General features: G+C 55.6%; 18 protein-coding genes. 14 read left to right on the top strand and 4 right to left on the bottom strand.

Annotation, left to right across the window (positions count from 1 at the left end):
• Positions 1 to 12: 12 nt before the first annotated feature.
• The 3 genes from rpsD to rplQ are packed head-to-tail and all read left to right on the top strand — an operon-like array spanning position 13 to position 2151.
• Complete coding sequence (gene rpsD, locus WBP50_RS03730) at positions 13 to 624, top strand: 30S ribosomal protein S4 (protein WP_423931757.1); 612 nt, start codon at positions 13 to 15, stop codon at positions 622 to 624.
• Positions 625 to 653: 29 nt separating this feature from the next.
• Positions 654 to 1640 carry a DNA-directed RNA polymerase subunit alpha gene (locus WBP50_RS03735; RefSeq protein WP_423931808.1) on the top strand — a complete coding sequence of 329 codons (987 nt, stop codon included), beginning with the start codon at positions 654 to 656 and terminating at the stop codon, positions 1638 to 1640.
• 46 nt (positions 1641 to 1686) lie between these two features.
• Entirely contained in the window at positions 1687 to 2151 is a 465-nt protein-coding gene (gene rplQ / locus WBP50_RS03740) for a 50S ribosomal protein L17 (RefSeq protein WP_423931759.1), read from the top strand.
• Between the two features lie 61 nt (positions 2152 to 2212).
• On the opposite strand, the gene rsmG is transcribed toward rplQ, so the two are convergent.
• Positions 2213 to 2875 carry a 16S rRNA (guanine(527)-N(7))-methyltransferase RsmG gene (gene rsmG / locus WBP50_RS03745; protein WP_423931761.1) on the bottom strand — a complete coding sequence of 221 codons (663 nt, stop codon included), beginning with the start codon at positions 2873 to 2875 and terminating at the stop codon, positions 2213 to 2215.
• A gap of 175 nt (positions 2876 to 3050) precedes the next feature.
• Between rsmG and WBP50_RS03750 the strand changes: the two genes are divergently transcribed.
• Positions 3051 to 4169, top strand: a complete 1119-nt coding sequence (locus tag WBP50_RS03750) for a mannose-1-phosphate guanylyltransferase (protein ID WP_423931762.1) — start codon at positions 3051 to 3053, stop codon at positions 4167 to 4169.
• A gap of 17 nt (positions 4170 to 4186) precedes the next feature.
• On the opposite strand, the gene cysS is transcribed toward WBP50_RS03750, so the two are convergent.
• Positions 4187 to 5635, bottom strand: coding sequence for a cysteine--tRNA ligase (gene cysS, locus WBP50_RS03755; RefSeq protein WP_423931763.1), 1449 nt, complete (start codon positions 5633 to 5635; stop codon positions 4187 to 4189).
• A 152-nt stretch (positions 5636 to 5787) separates the two neighbouring features.
• Between cysS and yihA the strand changes: the two genes are divergently transcribed.
• From yihA to bchL, 6 genes are all read left to right on the top strand, one after another.
• Complete coding sequence (yihA, locus tag WBP50_RS03760) at positions 5788 to 6372, top strand: ribosome biogenesis GTP-binding protein YihA/YsxC (RefSeq protein ID WP_423931764.1); 585 nt, start codon at positions 5788 to 5790, stop codon at positions 6370 to 6372.
• Between the two features lie 5 nt (positions 6373 to 6377).
• On the top strand, positions 6378 to 7682 hold the full coding sequence (locus tag WBP50_RS03765) for an adenylosuccinate synthase (RefSeq protein ID WP_423931765.1): 1305 nt from the start codon (positions 6378 to 6380) through the stop codon (positions 7680 to 7682).
• An 18-nt stretch (positions 7683 to 7700) separates the two neighbouring features.
• Positions 7701 to 8006: an MTH1187 family thiamine-binding protein gene (locus tag WBP50_RS03770; RefSeq protein WP_423931766.1), complete on the top strand. Its 306-nt coding sequence runs from the start codon at positions 7701 to 7703 to the stop codon at positions 8004 to 8006.
• Between the two features lie 128 nt (positions 8007 to 8134).
• Positions 8135 to 9397 carry a ferredoxin:protochlorophyllide reductase (ATP-dependent) subunit N gene (gene bchN / locus WBP50_RS03775; protein WP_423931768.1) on the top strand — a complete coding sequence of 421 codons (1263 nt, stop codon included), beginning with the start codon at positions 8135 to 8137 and terminating at the stop codon, positions 9395 to 9397.
• 39 nt (positions 9398 to 9436) lie between these two features.
• Entirely contained in the window at positions 9437 to 11044 is a 1608-nt protein-coding gene (locus WBP50_RS03780; RefSeq protein WP_423931770.1) for a ferredoxin:protochlorophyllide reductase (ATP-dependent) subunit B, read from the top strand.
• Positions 11045 to 11079: 35 nt separating this feature from the next.
• Complete coding sequence (gene bchL / locus WBP50_RS03785; protein ID WP_423931771.1) at positions 11080 to 11907, top strand: ferredoxin:protochlorophyllide reductase (ATP-dependent) iron-sulfur ATP-binding protein; 828 nt, start codon at positions 11080 to 11082, stop codon at positions 11905 to 11907.
• A gap of 234 nt (positions 11908 to 12141) precedes the next feature.
• Here bchL and bchJ read toward each other — a convergent pair whose 3' ends face one another.
• Positions 12142 to 12714 (bottom strand): bacteriochlorophyll 4-vinyl reductase, encoded by a 573-nt coding sequence (bchJ, locus tag WBP50_RS03790; RefSeq protein ID WP_423931773.1) that lies wholly within the window; start codon positions 12712 to 12714, stop codon positions 12142 to 12144.
• Between the two features lie 84 nt (positions 12715 to 12798).
• Positions 12799 to 13845, bottom strand: coding sequence for an Ig-like domain-containing protein (locus tag WBP50_RS03795; RefSeq protein ID WP_423931774.1), 1047 nt, complete (start codon positions 13843 to 13845; stop codon positions 12799 to 12801).
• A 170-nt stretch (positions 13846 to 14015) separates the two neighbouring features.
• Here WBP50_RS03795 and WBP50_RS03800 point away from each other — a divergent pair, with 170 nt between their 5' ends.
• From WBP50_RS03800 to WBP50_RS03815, 4 genes are read left to right on the top strand one after another with little or no spacing between them, the layout of a single operon-like run.
• Entirely contained in the window at positions 14016 to 15485 is a 1470-nt protein-coding gene (locus tag WBP50_RS03800; RefSeq protein ID WP_423931775.1) for a starch synthase, read from the top strand.
• A 5-nt stretch (positions 15486 to 15490) separates the two neighbouring features.
• The gene (locus WBP50_RS03805) at positions 15491 to 16078 is read left to right on the top strand and encodes a D-glycero-alpha-D-manno-heptose-1,7-bisphosphate 7-phosphatase (protein WP_423931776.1); all 588 of its coding nucleotides are present in this window, start codon (positions 15491 to 15493) and stop codon (positions 16076 to 16078) included.
• Entirely contained in the window at positions 16068 to 17243 is a 1176-nt protein-coding gene (gene hemW, locus WBP50_RS03810) for a radical SAM family heme chaperone HemW (protein ID WP_423931778.1), read from the top strand. Before WBP50_RS03805 ends, hemW begins: the two co-directional genes overlap by 11 nt.
• A 37-nt stretch (positions 17244 to 17280) precedes the next feature.
• Positions 17281 to 19929 carry a DUF2723 domain-containing protein gene (locus tag WBP50_RS03815; RefSeq protein ID WP_423931810.1) on the top strand — a complete coding sequence of 883 codons (2649 nt, stop codon included), beginning with the start codon at positions 17281 to 17283 and terminating at the stop codon, positions 19927 to 19929.

Consider the following 19929-nt stretch of genomic DNA (forward strand, 5'->3'; position numbering starts at 1 on the left):
GAAGCAATTGATATGGCAAGATTTAGAGGCTCAATAACAAAAGTATCCCGCAGGTTAGGTATTGCGCTTTCGCCGAAAGCTGAAAAATATCTTGAAAGAAGGCCTTTCGCTCCGGGTCAGCACGGACAGTCCAGAAAAGGAAAGGTTTCGGAGTATGCGCTGCAGCTCAGAGAAAAGCAGAAGATGAAGTATCTCTACGGTATTCTCGAGAAGCAGTTCAGAAACTACTACAAGAAAGCTGTAGCCCAGAGAGGCGTTACCGGCGACAACCTTGTCAAGCTTCTTGAAAGACGTTTCGATAATGTGGTTTACCGTTCCGGTTTTGCCGCCTCACGAGCAGCTGCACGTCAGCTTGTTTCCCATGGTCATCTGCTCATCAACGGGAAGAAAGTCAATATTCCTTCCTATCTGGTCGCTCCTGGCGATCTGATCGAATTCCGCCAGAAAAGCCGCAATATGGGTGCGGTTACCGATTCCCTGAGCAAGGCTCCGGAATCGCGTTTTCCTTCGTGGGTCCAGGTGGACAAGGCTAACCAGAAAGCCGTTTTTCTGAGTGTTCCCGAACGTGAAGATATTCAGGAGCCGTTTAACGAGCAGCTTGTTGTTGAGTTATACTCCAAGTGATTTTAATGAACCCCAAGGTATAAATGACTATGATATACCAGATGCAGATGCCTGCTAAAATAGAGGTTGACGAAGCTACACATACGGACAGCTACGGACGGTTCATTGCGCAGCCTCTCGAGAGAGGATACGGGGTGACGCTTGGTAACGTGATGCGTCGGGTGTTGCTTGCTTCTCTTCCCGGAACTGCAATTACGGGTCTGAAGGTGGATGGTGTTTTTCACGAGTTCTCTACCATAGATGGTGTCAGGGAGGATGTTCCGGAGATCGTGCTGAATCTGAAAAAAGTAAGGTTTCGCTCAAGCTGCAAGAGGAACTGCAAGACATCGCTTGTGCTTGTCGGCCCCAGAGAGTTTACTGCCGGAGACATTGTTGCCCAGGAGGGTGAATTCGAGGTACTCAACAAGGACCTCCATATTGCCACCGTCAATGAGGGTTCGACCCTGAAAATAGATATTTTCGTCGGCAGAGGCCGGGGTTATCTTCCTTCCGAAGAGAACCGCCCCGACGGCATGCCTATAGGCTTTATTGCCATTGATGCCATTTTCACTCCTATCAGGAACGTGAAGTTCACGGTAGAGAATACCCGCGTCGGTCAGCGTACCGATTACGAGAAGATGATTCTCGATGTCGAAACCGACGGGTCGATCACGCCTGACGACTCCATCAGTCTTGCCGGCAAGATCATCAACGAACATGTCACCTTTTTCGCCAACTTCTCGCCGACCGAGGAGGAATTCACCGAAGAGGAATACAAGCAGCAGGACGACGAGTTCGAGAACATGCGCAAGCTGCTCAACACCAAGATCGAGGATCTCGATCTTTCGGTACGTTCGCACAACTGCCTCCGTCTTGCCGAGATCGATACCATCGGTGACCTTGTCTCCCGCAAGGAGGATGAACTGCTCAACTACAAGAACTTCGGCAAGAAGTCTCTGACGGAGCTCAAGGAGCAGCTCGAGAAGTTCGATCTGAAATTTGGTATGGATATTACCAAGTATCAGATGAAAGGGTAACTAATTAACTGGATTATTTTTGAATTTTTGAGATCAGGAATCAGTCATGCGTAAAGTCAAGCCGGCAAGAAAACTCGGAAGAACCGCAGCTCATAGAAAGGCAACCCTGTCCAATCTGTCTACCCAGCTGCTGGTTTACAAACGTATCGAAACAACGGAAGCGAAAGCCAAGGAGACCAGAAAGGTCATAGAGAAGATTATCACGAAAGCCCGCAAGGGAACCGTTCATGCACAGCGGGAGATTTTCAAAAGCATCCGCGACAAGGACGCCGTGAAAATGCTTTTCGAAGAGATCGTTTCCAAGATCGGTGACCGCAACGGCGGATATACCCGTATCATCAAACTCGCTCCGCGTTTCGGCGATGCTGCCAAGATGGCGGTTATCGAGCTGGTGGATTATGCCGAAGCTCCTTCGAAGCAGCCGCAGTCGGGCAAGCAGGACCGTGCAAAGCGCGTCAAGGGTTCGAAGAAAACCGAAGCAGCGGCAGCAACGGCCTCAGCCGGAGAGTAATCGGGAGACCCAGGTCTTTCGCTCAATAGAAAAGTTGATAGTCATTGCCCGGACGGTTTTCTTACCTCCGGGCAATGACTATCTCTTTTTCAGCAAAAAACGGGCTGAACCCGCTTATCGGGAAGTGTTCGATACGGGCAGGAAATCCATGATGGACAAGCCTGGCTTCGAGTGCTGTCCGTATTTCCTCCTCGAGGTTTCCTCCTTTCAGGCATATCAGCACACCATCGGGCTTCAGAAAACGGCAGGCATAGGCGCAAAGCTGTTCCAGTTGCGCAACCTGACGGCTGAGCACCGTATCGAAAGAAAGTCCTTTCAGCTCCTCCACCCTCGAATGTACGGCTACCGCGTTGCTGATGCCGAGCTCTTTGAGCATGGCCTGGCATGCGGCTATTTTTTTTCCTGTGGAGTCGACGAGCAGAAACCGGGTTTCAGGCCATGCGATGGCCAGGGGAATTCCCGGCAATCCACCGCCCGTGCCCAGATCGAGTACCTTTTCACCCGCACCGAAGGGATGAAAAAGCCCCATAAGCAGGGAGTGAAAAATATGCTTGACGACAACCGGAGCGTCCTCCTTCCGGCTGATAAGGTTGATTTTTTTGTTCCACTGCTCGAGAAGCACAGCATAGCCCGCAAGCAGTTCGTACTGCAGGTCGCTTAACTCCATCTTCTCCTGATGGCAGAGTTCCTTCAGCGCATCGAGTTCCTCCGGGTGACGTTTCATCGTAACGGTTTATTGATTACCGGGATTGGTAACTGGAAAAAAAGACTTTTTAAGCTCAATGACAAATACCCGTTGCCCCTCCATGCAATTCAGCCGGAGGCTGAACGATGAAGGTCTCGCCGGGCGTTATCGGTAAAAAGGGAACCATACTTCCGATACCCTGAGTCTTACAGCCATGAACATTGCATCCAGCAACTCCGTTTACGCCGTTATCATGGCCGGAGGACCGGCCAAGGCGCTCTGGCCGGCTTTCAGACGGAAAAAACCTGCAGCATGCCTTGATCTGTTCGGTGAGGGAAGCATGATCGCCAGTACCCTCGAGAGGATAGCCGGGATTGTCCCTCCCGAACGAACCCTGATTGTTACCGGCAGGGAGGGCAGGGAGTGCCTTGTCGCCTCCGGCCTTGAAATCAGTCCGGACAACATCATTGCCGAGCCATCCGCCCGCAATACGGCACTCTGTATCGCGCTGGCTACGGCACATATCAAAAAGAGGGACCCCGATGCGGTAATCGTGGTGCTTCCGTCTGACCATCATGTGGGGGATGCCGGGGCTTTTTCGCGTATTCTCTGTGCGGCCATCCGCGTGGCCGCCTTGAAAACGGGGCTTGTCACCATTGGTGTGGTTCCCGCCTCTCCGGAAACCGATTACGGCTACATTCAGACTGCCGAGCGCCTTGATGCTGACGACTGTGCCGGGGGAAGTTCCGGCATCACGCTTTTCCGGGTGAAAACCTTTGCGGAAAAACCCGATTATCCCACAGCCGTCCGCTTTCTTGAAAGCAGGGACTTTTTCTGGAACAGCGGGATTTTCATCTGGCATATCGATGCGATCTGCCGGGAGTTCCGGCGCTCGATGCCCGAGCTCTACAGGGACCTGCTCGCCATTTATGGCGCACTGGGCTCCGCCAGCGAGAACGAGGTTATCGAGGATGTCTACAGCTGGGTTCATCCCGTCTCGATCGATTACGGGATTATGGAAAAAGCCGATCCGGTTTTCATGATTCCCGGAGATTTCGGATGGACGGATCTCGTAAACTGGGACGAGGTGGCGAAGGTCGCTTCCGGCATCGAGAGCGTCAGGGATGCCTGCGAGCTTGACGTGGTGCGCGGGGAGAGCTCCGGAGTGTTTCTCAGAGCGCCGAAGGGAAAAGCGGTTTGCCTGATAGGAGTCAGCGACCTGATCGTCGTCGATACCGGCGATGCCCTTCTGATCTGCGCCAAAGGGGAGTCGCACAAGGTTCCCCCGGCTGTCGACCGGCTGAGAAGGGAGAACGGCGAGGAGTATCTGTAGGGAAGACAGACCTTCCCTCAGGATTTAAGCAGCCAGGAGGAGCCTTCCCTGGTGTCTTTCACCTCGATGCCGGCTTCGAGCAGCTGGTCCCTGATACGGTCGCTCAGAGCGAAATCCTTGTTTTTTCTGGCTTCGAGCCGCATGTCGAGCAGAATGGCAACCGTTTTTTCAAGCGCCAGCCGGCTCTCTTCCGATGCCGGAGAGCCCTTTTCGGCGCCGGAATCCATGATGCCCAGAACAGTGCCTGCAAAGGTGTCCAGAAAAGCCGTCGCATCGGCTATCGCTGCCGCTGAGAGTCCCTCGGGCCTGTCGAGTGCTGCATTGATGGTTTTCGAAAAATCAAAAAGCACCGCAATCGCCAGGGGGGTGTTGAAATCGTCGTCCATGGCCTCGGTAAACCTTCCGGCGAATGCGGCAATATCGAGGCTTCCGCTTCCCGGTGCGGTTTCAAGCAGCCTTTTCCGGGTATCCTGGAGTTTTTCGAGTCCTGAAGAGGAGGCCCTGATTGCCGTTTCGGAAAAATCGAGAGGCGAACGGTAGTGCGACTGCAGGATGAAAAAGCGGATAACCATCGGCGGGGTTTCCCGGAACAGATCCTTCAGGTTGACCGAGTTCTTCAGGGACTTCCCCATTTTGATACCGCCGACGGTCACCATGTTGTTGTGCATCCAGTAGCGCACATAAGGCTTGCCGGTGACGGCTTCCGACTGGGCAATTTCACAGTCGTGGTGGGGGAACTTGTTTTCCATGCCGCCGCCGTGGATATCGACGGTTTCCCCAAGGTATTTCATCGACATGGCGGAGCACTCCACATGCCAGCCGGGAAAGCCCGTTCCCCATGGCGATTGCCATTTCATGAGATGCTCATCACCCGCCTTTTTCCAGAGAGCGAAATCGGAAGGGTGTCGTTTTTCGCTTCGCACTTCGACCCTTGTTCCCGACTGCAGGGCATCCTGGTCGGTTCTGCCGGAAAGACGGCCATATTCGGGAAAAGAGTGAACCGAGAAATAGACGTTCCCCTGCACCTCGTAGGCATGGCCCGATGCAACCAGCCGCTCGATCAGGGCGATCTGTTCGGGAATATGTCCGGTAGCTGTGGGTGCTATATTGGGCCGCTCTACTCCAAGACGGTCCATGTCGTCGTAAAAGCTTCGGGTATAGTACTGAGCTATCTCCATCGGGTCGGTTTTCTCGAGGAGCGCCTGGCGTGCGATTTTATCCTCTCCCTGATCGGCATCGTCAGTGAGGTGACCGACATCGGTAATGTTCTGCACATACCGTACCCGGTATCCGCTGTGGCGAAGCCAGCGGGCCACGACATCGAACGAGACGTAGCTTTTGGCATGGCCGAGATGGGCGTGTCCGTAAACTGTCGGGCCACAAACATACATGCCTGCCATTCCAGGATGAACCGGCACAAACGTTTCCTTCTGCCGGGAGAGAGAGTTGTATATCTGTAATGCCATTGGCGGCCCTCAAGTGATATGCTGATGTTTCCGGAAAACCTCACGAAAGTTAAACATTTGGGTTTTTAACGCAAGGTTTTTTAGCTTCCTTTTTTATGCAGCCTTTCAGGCCGGGGAAAGGCTGTGACTGATCGTTTTTGTCCTATCATTGCATGAACATTACAAGCGCGGTTTTTTATAAAAGTATTGCAGAACCCTCCGGTCTTCCGGAGGAGACGTTTCCGGAAATCGTTTTTGTCGGACGCTCCAATGTCGGAAAATCATCACTTCTGAACTCCCTTACCGGAGTCAAAGGGCTTGCCAAAACCAGCTCGACTCCCGGCAAAACCAGACTGATCAATTTTTTCACGATCAACGACCGGATCCATTTCGTCGATCTGCCCGGCTACGGCTATGCGGCTGTAGGCCACGAGGAGAAAGCCCACTGGGGAAAGCTGCTCTCGGCCTACATCGAAAGACGCCGTTCGGTGGCGCTCGTGCTGCTGCTGGTCGATGCGCGTCATCCCGCCATGCCTTCCGACCGCGAGATGATGGACTTTCTCGACTACCACCAGAGGACATACGGCATCATCATGACCAAGGACGACAAGCTGTCCCAGAAAGAACGCCATCTGGCAAGAAGAGCTGTGGAAAGTTTCTCGGCTAAAGCCGAATTTATTGTAAATTATTCATCTTTTTCCGGGAAGGGGAAAAACGAGCTTCTTGCTCATTTCGAACACTATATCGGTATAAAATAAACGACGTGGAATCAAAAACATTCACTAAGCCGGCTCGTAATGCTACCGTCATTGTCGGAACACAGTTCGGCGATGAAGGAAAGGGAAAGCTTGTTGACTACCTTTCCGAAAAATATGACATTGTTGTCCGGTATCAGGGTGGCGCCAATGCCGGCCATACCATCTGTTTCGACAACAAATCGGTCGTGCTCCATCTCATTCCTTCCGGTATTTTTCACGAGGGTTGCGTCTGCGTTATCGGCAATGGTGTCGTCATCGACCCCGTCGCCCTGCTCGAAGAGATCAAGAAGGTAGAGGAGCTTGGCTACGACGTAAAGGGGCGGCTGTTCATCAGCCATAACGCCCACCTCATCATGCCTTACCACAAACGGCTCGATTCGCTGCATGAAGATGCACAGGGAGATAATAAAATCGGTACGACAGGCAGAGGCATCGGTCCGAGCTATGAAGACAAGTTTGCCCGCAAAGGCATCCGGGTTGTCGATCTCCTGAATCCCGAAGTGCTTCAGGAGAAGCTCAGGGAGAATCTGGCCGCCAAGAACAAGCTGTTCAAAAGCATCTACGAAAAAGAGGAGTTCGACGTCGAGGATATGGTGCGCGAACACTCCGAATTCGACAAGATCATCGATCCCTACATCACCAATACCCAGCTCTATCTCAACCGCCAGCTCAAGGCGGGAAAAACCGTTCTGCTCGAAGGCGCCCAGGGCTGCCTGCTCGACGTCGATCACGGCACCTATCCCTATGTGACCTCGTCAAATCCCACATCCGGCGGAGCCTGTACGGGATCGGGTATCGCACCGAACTATGTCGGCAAGGTGATCGGTGTCGTCAAGGCCTACATGACCCGTGTCGGCAACGGCGCATTTCCTTCGGAACTGCTCGATGAAACCGGTGAGCGTCTCGGCCGGATCGGTCATGAATACGGCGCAACCACAGGCCGGAAACGCCGCTGCGGCTGGATCGATCTCGTGGCGCTCCGCTACTCACTGACGCTGAACGGCGTCACCGAAATTGCGCTGACCAAACTCGACGTGCTCGATACCTTCGAAGAGGTAAAGGTCTGCACCTCCTACCTGCTCGACGGCAGGGAGATTCACGATTTTCCGACCGATCACGAAACCCTCTCCAGGGTGACGCCCGTCTACAAGACACTGAAAGGGTGGATGTCTTCGAACGCTCATGCCAGGACTTTCGGGGAGATGCATCCGGAGGCGCGGAACTATGTCTCCTTCCTCGAGGACGCTCTCGATGTTCCGGTCACCTTCGTTTCAGTCGGGCCGGGCCGCGAAGAGACGGTTTTCCGTTAAGGGTTTCCGGCTACCGTAATGGCACTTCTCGACATCACCGTAATTCCTCTCGACGGCAGGATTTCCGGTTTCAGCTCCTTTGTCGCCAGCCTTCAGGAACTGCTTGCCGGCAGCGGCTGCAGCTACCGGCTGAACGACATGGGCACCACGGTAGAGGGGCCTGTCTCCGAACTTTTTGCGCTTGCCGCACGCCTGCACGAGCAGGCATTCGGGACGGGAGCGGAGCGGGTCTATACGGTCATGAAAATCGACGACCGGCGTGACCGGCAGGTGCATCTCGGCGACAAGATCGCCTCGGTTCAGACGAAAATAGCCGACTCCTGAGAGTACAGGATTAACGAAAAATATTTTATCTTCAGTTTCTAAAAGTTTGACCGTATCAGGCGCAGTTTTCGCGTCGTTCCCCTCTGGGAGCGGGAGCGGTCGGTAACGATTTCAGGAGGAAAAACTTCATGATGCAGGTTCCCGGCGAATTTCCGATAATCAAGGAAGATAACGTTACGCACAGTTTTTGCGGCCTTGCCTGTGTCGGCTGGATGTATCAGAAAATCAAGGACAGCTTTTTTCTGATTCTCGGTACCCATACCTGCGCGCATTTCCTGCAGAACGCGCTCGGCATGATGATTTTTGCCAAACCCCGTTTCGGCATCGCCCTGATCGAGGAGGGCGATCTTGCAAAGCAGGAGCCGACTCTCGAAGAGATTATCCGTGAAATCAAGGCCGATCACAATCCCTCGGTGATCTTTCTTCTCTCTTCATGTACACCCGAGGTCATGAAGGTCGATTTCAAGGGCCTTTCCCACCATCTCAGCACTCCGGACGTCCCGGTGCTTTTCGTGCCGGCAAGCGGTCTGGTCTATAATTTCACGCAGGCAGAGGACTCGGTGCTGCACGCACTGGTGCCTTTCTGCCCCGAAGCTCCCGCCGGCCTGAAAAACGTGGTTTTTCTCGGATCGGTTAACGATTCCACGGCCGACGACCTCAGGGCGGAGGCGGAAGCGCTCGGCATACCGGTAGGCGGTTTCCTTCCCGAATCCCGTTTCGACAGGATGCCCGCAATCGGTCCCGATACCGTGCTCGCTCCTATCCAGCCCTATCTTTCAAGGGTTGCCGTCAAGCTGGAGCGTGAACGGGGAGCCCGCACGCTGCACTCACTCTTTCCCTTCGGTCCCGACGGCACCAGAGTGTTCTGGGAAGATCTTGCCAGGGAATTCGGCATTACCGTCGATCTTCGCGACCGCGAAAAAGCCGCATGGGAGAAGATCAGGAAGCAGACGGAGCTGCTTGGCGGCAAAAAGGTTTTTCTGACTGCCGATACCATGATGGAACTGCCTCTCGCACGTTTTCTCAAAAGCGCCGGAGCCGATGTGGTTGAATGCAGCAGCGCCTATATCAACAAGAAATTTCTCGGGCGCGAACTCGAGGCTCTTGCCGGCGTGCGCGTCGTCGAGCAGCCCAATTTCCACCGCCAGCTCGAGGATGTCGAGCGCATACAGCCGGATCTGATCGTTACCTCCCTGATGACGGCCAATCCGTTTGCCGGTCACGGCTTTATCGTCAAGTGGAGCATGGAGTTCATGCTTGTGCCCATCCACAGCTGGTCGGGAATAATATCTCTGGCCAATCTGTTTGTTTCACCGCTCCAGCGCCGCAGCAACCTGCCTGCGTTCGACAAGGAGGTATGGCTTGAAGGGGTCATGCCGAGCGCTGAGTAATTCTCTGAAAAGAAATGCAATAACAAACGTCATTAGAGTATGCGCTTAGCTTTCTGGCTCTATGAAGGCACAGCCCTTCATGGTATCAGCCGAATCACCAACAGCATGAAAGGGGTTCACACCGTCTATCATGCCCCGCAGGGCGACGATTACATTACGGCGACCTACAGCATGCTTGAACGAACTCCCGATTTTCCAGGCCTCTCCATCAGCGTGGTTCGGGGAAGAGACCTTGCGCAGGGCGTATCGAGGCTTCCCGGAACCCTGCAGCAGGTTGCCCACCACTACAGCCCGGATCTTACCGTTATCGCTCCGAGCTGCAGCACTGCGCTGCTTCAGGAAGACCTTCATCAGCTTGCCGCCCATTCCGGCGTTCCGGAAGAGAAGCTCCTGGTCTATGCGCTCAACCCTTTCAGGGTGTCGGAAAATGAGGCTGCCGACGGCCTTTTCGTCGAACTGGTGAAGCGGTTTGCCGTCGCACAGGAAAAAACGTCCGGCCCTTCGGTAAACCTTCTCGGTTTCACCTCTCTGGGTTTTCATCTTCGCGCCAACCTTACAAGCCTGCGGCGCATGCTGCAGACGCTCGGAATTTCCGTCAATGTCGTCGCTCCCTGGGGCGCAGGCATCGAGGATCTTCGGAAACTGCCGGCCGCCTGGCTCAATATCGCTCCCTACCGGGAGATCGGGGCGACAGCCGCCGGATACCTCGGCGAAACGTTCGGCATGCCGGCAATCTATGAAGCTCCGATAGGCGTGGAGCCCACCCTTGCATGGCTTCGTTCCGTCATCGAACAGATCAATGCCGTCGGTGCTGAACGGGGTGTTCCCCCAGTCAGCATGCCGAAGCTCAACGCCTTTTCGCTTGACGGCATGAGCGCGCCAAGCGGCGTGCCCTGGTTTGCCAGAACCGCCGATATGGAGAGCTTCAGCAACAAACGGGCCTTCGTATTCGGTGACGCCACCCACACCATCAGCATCGTGAAGTTTCTTCGCGACGAACTCGGCATGAAGATTATCGGAGCCGGAACCTACATGCACCGCCATGCGGACTCGGTTCGCAAGGAGCTCGAAGGATATCTTCCCGGTGAGCTTATGGTTACCGACAAGTTTCAGGACGTTTCGAAAGTCATCGAGGATGAAATGCCGGACCTCGTCTGCGGCACCCAGATGGAGCGCCACAGCTGCCGCAAGCTCGACGTGCCCTGCATGGTTATCTGTCCGCCGACCCATATCGAAAACCATCTGCTCGGCTACTACCCCTTTTTCGGGTTTGACGGCGCCGATGTCATTGCCGACAGGGTTTACCTTTCATGCAAACTCGGTCTTGAAAAACATCTTATCGACTTTTTCGGCGATGCCGGTCTTGAATATGAGGACGAAGCTTCCTCGTCCGAAGGTGCGCCGCACGCTTCGAACGGTCGCGACAGCGCTGCAGCAGGAAGTTCCGCCCCGTCGTCTCCGGCGCATGCCGCGACGGAAGGGGATGGCATGATCTGGACCGACGAGGCTGAGAACATGCTGAAAAAGGTTCCGTTCTTCGTGCGCAAAAAGGTGAGAAAGAACACCGAAAACTTTGCCCGCGAGCAGGGCGAGGTCTCTGTTACGGCGGATGTTTTCAGGCAGGCGAAAGAGTCGCTTGGCGGATAAGGATTTTATTCAACCACATTTTTTCCTCTTTCATTATGAGTCTAGTCTTAGCGGTATACGGCAAGGGCGGCATCGGAAAAAGCACCACAAGCGCCAACATTTCGGCAGCTCTGGCCCTGAAGGGCGCCAAAGTCCTGCAGATCGGCTGCGATCCCAAGCACGACAGCACCTTTCCCATCACGGGGAAGCTGCAGAAAACCGTTATCGAAGCTCTTGAAGAGGTTGATTTTCATCACGAGGAGCTGACGGCTGAGGATGTCATCGAAACCGGTTTTGCCGGTATCGACGGTCTCGAAGCCGGCGGTCCGCCGGCGGGAAGCGGCTGCGGTGGTTACGTTGTCGGCGAATCGGTTACCCTTCTGCAGGAGCTCGGCCTCTACGACAAGTACGACGTCATTCTTTTCGACGTGCTCGGCGACGTGGTCTGCGGCGGTTTCAGCGCGCCGCTGAACTATGCCGACTACGCCATCATCATCGCGACCAACGACTTCGACAGCATTTTCGCCGCGAACCGCCTCTGCATGGCCATCCAGCAGAAAAGCGTCCGCTACAAGGTCAAGCTTGCCGGCATTGTAGCCAACAGGGTCGATTACACCACCGGAGGAGGCACCAATATGCTCGATCAGTTTGCCGAAAAAGTAGGCACCCGTCTGCTGGCCAAAGTGCCCTATCACGAACTGATCCGCAAGAGCCGGTTTGCCGGAAAAACCCTTTTCGCCATGGAAGATCAGCCGGGAAAGGACGACTGCCTTGTGCCTTACAACGAAATCGCCGATTTCCTCATGCAGGAAAATCCGCAGGCAACCGTTCCCGTACCGATCGGCGACCGCGAGATATTCAGCATGGTAGGCGGCTGGCAGTAAGACGCCGCTCTGTCGGATTTCAACAGTACAAAAGCGGGCGAAAAATGCCCGCTTTTGCGTTTATGGAAAGAGCGGAGTGTGGGTTCTACGGGACGAATGCGACAAACGGGACGAATAGTTTTTGCAATTCCCGAAAACACTGTCTTAATTCATTCCATAAGTCCCATAAGTCCCATAAGTCCCATAAGTCCCATAAGTCCCATAAGTCCCATAAGTCCCTTGAACGGGGTGCTCTCAGATCATGCAGCTGTAGCTGCAGAGTATGCTTTTGTTCTGCTCTTTGATCGTGGCCTTGATTCTGGTGTTCGGGTTCACCAGCTCTTCGAGCAGGGCTTCGAAGGTTCCGAGGTAGAAGTTGCCCACAACGGGTTTGCTCGGGTGCGTCACCCGCACCCTGATCTCCGGGTTTTTGCCGGTGGTGTAGCTGAACTCGCCGCTGCCGGCGAAGGTCCAGGCGTTCTTGCTGATGGCGAAAAGAAAGAGTCTGAATGCGAGTCCCGGAGGGAGCGGTTTGAGGATTTTCTGGAAAAGTCCCGGAATGCGCACCCTGAGCAGGTAGGCGGCGGTTCTGCGGCCCGCTTCCTCGAGGATTGCCGAGGTTTTTCTTTCGCCGATCTCTTTTTCGACAGCACTCACCAGGCTGTGAAATTTCGATTCCTCGGTCATTTCACTCGGCAGATTGCCGATCCAGTGCCCCTGTCCTATGCGGCGGAGTATGGTTTCGGCTTCGCTTTTTCCGAAACTCTCTTCAAGGGCGGCTACGGTTTGTATGATGGAATTGGGGCCTATTTTCGACGGAGCGTTCATGTTCGGGAGTTATATCGGTTGTTTCTCTTCAGTCGATCGCTTTCCGGCTGAAGAGAGGAATGAAAGAGGGCAGGCTTGCAGCGGTCATGGCCTGAGGTTGAAATCGATGGCGTCGGTAACCCAGCCGGGGCGGATTCTCACGGTATCCGGATAGACACCGAAAGCTTCCGACGGGGTGAAGGGGTCGAGGCTTCCGGGTTTCCATGCCTGCGGCTCCCGGTTTCGCTTTGTCGGAACCGTGGGTATGGAGGCGCTGACGGTGTAGGTTCCCGGAGGCAGAGCGGAGAAGTTGTAACGGAACACCCCTTTTGCTGCGCCGATAGCTGCCGTCAGGAACGAGGCATTGTCCTTGTGGCGACGGGCCTCGACGGTGAGCGCCTTCGCATTGGCCCTGCAGCTGCCCGAAAGGGTTCCCGTCTGTTCCTGTTCCGTTTTTTCAGCCGGCGCCGCCGGAACGGGCGCGGTTGTTTCGCCGGGAGCAAAACGGAGCATGAGCGATGTGGTGCCGACGGCGACTTCCTGCCTGTCGGCCAAGGCGACGGATTCCGAGGCCCGGTCGAAGCGCAGGTTCTGGTTCAGGTCGTTGACGGCATAAACGAGGTAGCGTCCTTCGGCGAGATTTTCGAGTCTGAAAGAACCGTCAGCTCCAGCCTGAACCAGATAGTCGGGTTCGGTTCCCCGGCTCGTTGCATATGCCAGCAGCAGAGCTTCAGGAGCAGGCGTCAGATTGTGGTGGTACACCGTTCCGGCAATCACCCCCTGATCGAGTACCGTACCGGTCGAGAAGGCTATCGAACCGGTATTGTCGAGGTTTCTGCCTCTGCCGTCGCGCATGTACTTGTTGAGGATGACCCTGTAGGTGACGGCCGGTTTCAGGGGTTCATATATTCTGATTTCCGCGGTTCTGCCCGTGACGGATACATCGTAATTGCCGATTGCCGGAGCAAAAACCAGAGATTTGAGCAGTTCGCGTCCGCTGACGGGGTGGCTGAAGGTGACATGGACGGTGCACGCAGGCAGTCCTGACTTCGAATGCCGGGTTTCCGAGGAGAGTATCCGGAGCGGAGTGTTGTCTGCAGGGCCTCCGGAGGGCGGACGGTCGGATGCGCAGCCACCTGCGACGCCCCACAACAGCAGCGCCAGAAAAAGGGTTATGTAGTACTTGCTGCGTTTCAGTGTTTTTCTCCCTTAGCCGGTTGCCTTTGCCCGGATTGTATCTGTCTTTAAAAATTCGTAAATTAAAAACTAATGTAGTTCTATGAAAGTTTTTGATGAAAAATTATAGATCGATTGATATATAGATGGCCAGAAGAAATTTCAAGGTTCTTTATGTCTCTGGTGAAGTTTCCCCTTTTGTAAGAATCAGCGCACTCGCTGACTTCATGGCATCGTTCCCCCAGGCACTTGAAGAGGAAGGTTTTGAGGCCCGTATCATGATGCCGAAATACGGCACCATCAACGACCGGAAATTCCGGTTGCATGATGTGCTGCGGCTGTCTGATATCGAGGTGAACCTGAGAGATAAAACCGAACTGTTGCATGTCAAGGTTACGGCTCTGCCTTCAAGCAAGATCCAGACCTACTTTCTCTATAACGAGAAGTATTTCAAGCGCAACGGTCTTTTCACCGATATGCAGAATGGCGGTGACCAGAAGAGCAATACCGAAAAAGTCATTTTTTTCAATGTCGGTGTGCTCGAGACCCTGCAGCGCCTGGGCTGGAAACCGGACATCATTCACTGTCACGACTGGTACGCCTGCATGATTCCTCTTCTTCTGAAGACGGTGTATGCGTCGAACGGTTTTTTCAGCGATATAAAAACCGTGCTCACCATTCACAATGTCTATCGTCAGGGGGTTCTGCCGTTCAAGGTGTTTCAGAAGCTTCTGCCCGAAGAGGTCAGCAGTGCGCTGCACCGCAGCGGAGACGATGTGAACATGCTCTACACGGGGGTAGAGAACGCCGATCTGCTGACAACGACCTCCAGGAGTTACGCCGACGAGATTGTCAGGAACGGAGAGGAGGCCTACGGGCTGGGACGCGTTGTCGAGGATCGCAAGGAGACGTTCCACGGGATTCTCAACGGCATCGATACCCGTCAGTGGAACCCTTCGACCGACAAGCTGATCAAGAAGCGGTATGGCAGCGACAGGATGGACGGCAAGCTGGACAACAAGAAGGCGCTGCTCGAAGAGGCGGGACTGCCGTTCAATGAAGGACGCCCGCTTGTGGGAGTCATCATGGGATTCGACCGCTTCCAGGGCGCCGAACTGATCAGGGAGAGTCTCGAGCGTCTTGTCGAACTCGATCTGCAGCTCATTATCTGCGGTTCGGGCGACAGGGAGTATGAAAAGTATTTTCAGGAGTTCGCCGCCGCTCATCCCGACCATGTTGCGGTGCTTACCGATTACGCCGATACTCTCCTGCATCTGATGATCGCGGGTCTGGACATTCTTCTGATGCCGGGGCGGATCGAAGCGTGCGGCATGCTGCAGCTGTTTGCCATGAGCTATGGAACGATTCCGGTTGCCTATGCCGGAGGCGGCATAGTTGAAACCATCGACGAGGTTTCAGGCGAGAGCGGTTCGGGCTTTCTTTTCCGCGACTACAGTGCCGATGCGTTTATCGGCAAACTTCTGGAGGCTGTCGCCTGCTTTGACGATGACGAACGCTGGCAACCGCTTGTCCTGGAAGCCATGGGCCGGGATTTCGCCTGGAAGAGTTCCGCCGAGGAGTACGATCAGCTTTACCGCAAACTGCTTGGAGAGTAAAGGGCATGGCTGAAACCATCAGGGTGCTTTTTCTCGATCGCGACGGTACGATCAACGAGGATGCCGGTTCATACATCACCTCACGGGAGCAGTTCCGGCTTATAGCCGGCTCCGGCGAGGCGGTTTCACTTGCCAGGGCGGCAGGATACCGGATTGTCGTCGTCACCAACCAGGCAGGAATTGCCCGGGGCATCACCACCATCGAGCAGGTCGAGGATATCAACCGCTATCTGAACGAACTGCTCGCCCGCTGGAATACGGCCTACGACCGCTGTTACTACTGCCCTTCCCACCCGGACTATCCCGATCCAGGCTACGACCGTTTCGAGGAGTGCCGCAAGCCCGCTACAGGGATGGTGGAGCGGGCCATCGCGGACTTTCTTGCCGAAGGGCTTGCCGTAGACCGGAGCGCCTCGTTCTTCATCGGCGACAAAACCGTCGATGTCGAATGCGGACTTCGCGCCGGGCTGCGTCCGATACTGGTGCGGACCGGTCATAACGAGGAGCGCCTCTGCCTGGAGAGGGGCATCAGGCCTGAATTTGTCGCCGATGACCTCTACCGGGCCGTAACCGGTCATATCCTTGCCTCCTGATCCTCCCGCCGCCGGGGAACTTCGGCAGGATGAAGAGCGGCCGCTCAGTCTCTATATTCACGTTCCTTTCTGCAGCGCACGGTGCAGCTACTGCGATTTTTTTCTTGTCACCCGCCTCGATCACATCGAGGCTTTTTTTCGGGCGCTTGCCGTCGAAACTCGCGCAGCCGGCCCGCTGCTTCGTGACCGCACCGTCAAGTCGATACATTTCGGCGGAGGAACCCCTTCGCTTGTGCCGGTGCATCTGGTTGCCGGATGGCTCGAACTTGCGGCTTCACTCTGCACCTTCGCTCCCGGCATTGAAATTGCGCTCGAAGCCAATCCGGAGGATCTTTCGGGAAATGCGATGGAGGAACTGAAGGCCGCGGGTATAAACCGGCTCAGTCTCGGCGTGCAGTCCTACCGGCAGCGCAAGCTTTCCGCTCTCGGCAGGCGGCATTCAGCCGAAGATGCCCTGCGCATAACCAGAGAGGCCGTGAGCCGGTTCGACAGCGTCAGTATCGATCTTATCTGCGGCGTGCCGGGGGAATCCACAGGGGAGTGGCTCGGAGACCTCCAGGCGGCGCTGGCCCTTGCGGCACCGCACATTTCGGTCTACATGCTCTCCGTCGAACCGAAAACCCTGCTGGAGCGCAGGATTGCCAGGGGACTGGTGACGGTTCCCGATGAAGGGGTGCAGGCCTCCATGTATGCCGCCGCCATCGATATGCTCTCAGCAGGGGGATACCTCCATTACGAGGTGTCGAATTTTGCGCTTCCCGGTCATCACTCCCGTTACAATCTTGCCTGCTGGATGCGTGAGCCCTATCTCGGATTCGGCCCGTCCGCCCACAGCTTCATCTTCGACGGCGCATTCGAGAGGCGCAGGGCAAATGCCGGAAGCCTGCTTCGCTATCTCGACAATCCCGCCGGAAGCGCTGCATTCGAAGAGGTGCTTTCCGAAGAGGAGCGCTTTGTCGAGCAGGTTTTTCTTTCGCTGCGCATAAACCGGGGTCTTGATGTTGAGTTTTTGCGAAAACACAATAAATTAGGGCTGAACCTTTCGAAGGTGACCGAACGCTTTATTGCAAACGAATGGATTGTGATCGAAAATGGCCGGCTCCGGCTTACTGACAAAGGATTTCTGTTTGCCGACCATATTGCCGGAGAACTGATTTCCCCGTAACCATGACACCGAAACAACGACGCGAACGATGAGACGTATGACACACCGGACACTCAACCCTATTCTGGCCGTACTGCTGTTTGCCGCAGCCGAACTGCTCTACCTCATGACCATGGCGCCAACGCTCTCATTCTGGGATTGCGGAGAGTTCATTGCCACGGCCTATACGCTCGGGGTGCCCCATCCGCCCGGAGCTCCGCTTTTTCTCATGCTTGGCCGCCTCTTTTCCATGATTCCCTTTTTCAGCGATACGGGAGCGCGGGTCAACCTTATCAGCACGCTTGCAAGTTCGGCCACGGTGATGCTGACCTATCTCATAACCCTGCGGTTCATCGTTCTCTACCGCAAGAGCGATCCCGACAGCTGGAGCACTGCGGAAAAGCTGTCCGCATACGGCAGCGCCGCGGTAGCCGCGCTGGCGCTGGCTTTTTCGGACAGTTTCTGGTTCAATGCCGTTGAAACCGAAGTCTATGCGCTCTCGTCGTTCTTTACGGCAATGGTCGTCTGGCTGATGCTCCGCTGGCACGATGCATACCCGAATTCCGGCCATGAACGGTGGCTGATGCTGGTGATGTACATGGTGGGTCTTTCCATCGGCGTCCATCTCCTGAGCCTTCTTGCGGTTTTTGCCGCCGCCCTGATCTACTATTTCCGGAGGTACGAGCTTACCCTCAAATCATTCGCCCTGCTTGTCGCCGGCTCATCGGCGCTTTTTTTCCTGATCTACCAGGTGATCATCAAGGGGCTTCCGGTCCTGTTCCAGTTCGCCTCATGGTGGGGGTTCCTTCTGCTCTGCGCCCTGCTTGCATGGGGAATCCTGTATACCCAGCGGGGCAGGATGGCGATAGCCAACACCGTTCTGGTTTCGCTGCTTCTGATCATTATCGGGTACACCTCCTACGGTATGATTTACGTGCGTGCGCAGGCCGCCCCTCCCATCAACGAAAATAATCCGTCTACTCCCCAGGCGTTTTTTTCCTATCTCAACCGCGAGCAGTACGGTGAAATGCCCATCTGGCCGCGTCGCTGGTCGCCGGAGCCGGTGCACCAGTATTTTTACCAGCAGTACGGGAGCGATCTCGACTACTTCGTGAGCTATCAGCTCAACCGCATGTACCTGCGCTATTTCGGCTGGCAGTTCATCGGGCGTGAGCACGATATGGAGGGCGCAGGCGTCGACTGGTCGGTGCTCTGGGGCGTTCCGTTTCTTGTCGGGCTCGTCGGAGCGGTATCTCATTTCAGGCGGCAGTGGAAGATGGGGCTGGTCGTCACGGCGCTTTTCGTGCTGACCGGCGCAGCGCTGGTGATCTATCTCAACCAGAGCGAACCGCAGCCGCGCGAGCGGGATTACAGCTATGCCGGAAGCTTTTTCGCTTTCGCCCTCTGGATCGGCATCGGCGTCGAAAGCATCTGGAGCTTTCTGAAGGATCGTTTCTCCGTTCCGAAAGGCACGGCCCAGAACATTCTGGCCGGAGCGCTGGTAACGGCGGCCCTGCTGCTGCTCAACGGACGGATGCTGCAGGCCAACTACCGGATGCACGACCGTTCAGGCAACTATGTTCCGTGGGACTGGGCGTGGAACATGCTGCAGAGCTGTGAAAAAAATGCCATACTCTTTACCAACGGCGACAACGACACCTTTCCGCTCTGGTACCTGCAGGAGGTCGAGCGTATCAGAACCGACGTCCGGGTGGTCAATCTCAGTCTGGCCAACACCGGCTGGTACCTCCTGCAACTGAAAAACACCAGTCCCCGGGGGGCAATGCCCGTGGCGTTCAGTTCAGGAGACGGGGAGCTCGGCTCCATCACCTACGTGCCTCTCGACTCCATGGATGTTGCCGTTCCTGCCGGAAACGCCGGCGCCCTGCTGCAGCGGCAGGCCGCCCGTCACGGCCTTTCCCTTCCATCGCCCCCTGCCGAAAGCCTGAAATGGGTGATGAAGCCCGGTTTTTCCTACGACGGCCAGGGCTATCTCCGTCCGCAGGATATTGCGGTGTATGAAATCGTCACCAACAACTTTCCCGGCCGTCCGATCTGCTTTGCGCTTACGGTCGATCAGGAGAGCATGATCGGTCTGCAGCGCCATCTGAGGCTCGACGGCCTCGTCTACAAGGTGGTTCCTCTGGAAAGCCCCGATCCGATGAGTTTTGTGGATCCGGCGAGGCTCTACCGTTCGCTGACCCAGGTCTACCGTTTCCGCAACCTCGCCGACACGACCGTGACGCTTGAGGAGACTTCCCGGCGGCTGTGCGCGAACTACACGCCGCTTTTCGTGCGCCTTGCCCTCGAGCTGGCCGCCGATCCGGATGCGACCATCAGGGTGGACGGGCAGGGCGGTTCCATGCGCACGGCCCGGCGAGGAGCGCTTGCCCTCGAGGTGCTCGATACCTCGTCGAAAGTGCTTCCGCCAGCCCGGTATCCGGTCAACCCCGAACTTGCCGGGTCGGTCGTTTCGCTCTACAGCAGGCTGGGAGCGAAATCGAAAGCTATACAGTATATTTCGTATCTTGAAAGCCTTGCGGCCGGCGCCAGCTACCGTTCCGATCCCAAACTGTTTTTTGTGCTTGCCGGAGCTTACCGCGATGCCGGAAGGCCGAAAGCTGCCCGCCAGGTCATCGAGGCGCTTTCGCGGGAGCTGCAGGAGCCCCGCATAAAGGAAGCGTTTGAACAACAGAAGGAACCATAA

Origin of the sequence: Chlorobium sp., from assembly GCF_049593655.1 — a bacterium.
Classification (GTDB): Bacteria; Bacteroidota; Chlorobiia; order Chlorobiales; family Chlorobiaceae; genus Chlorobium.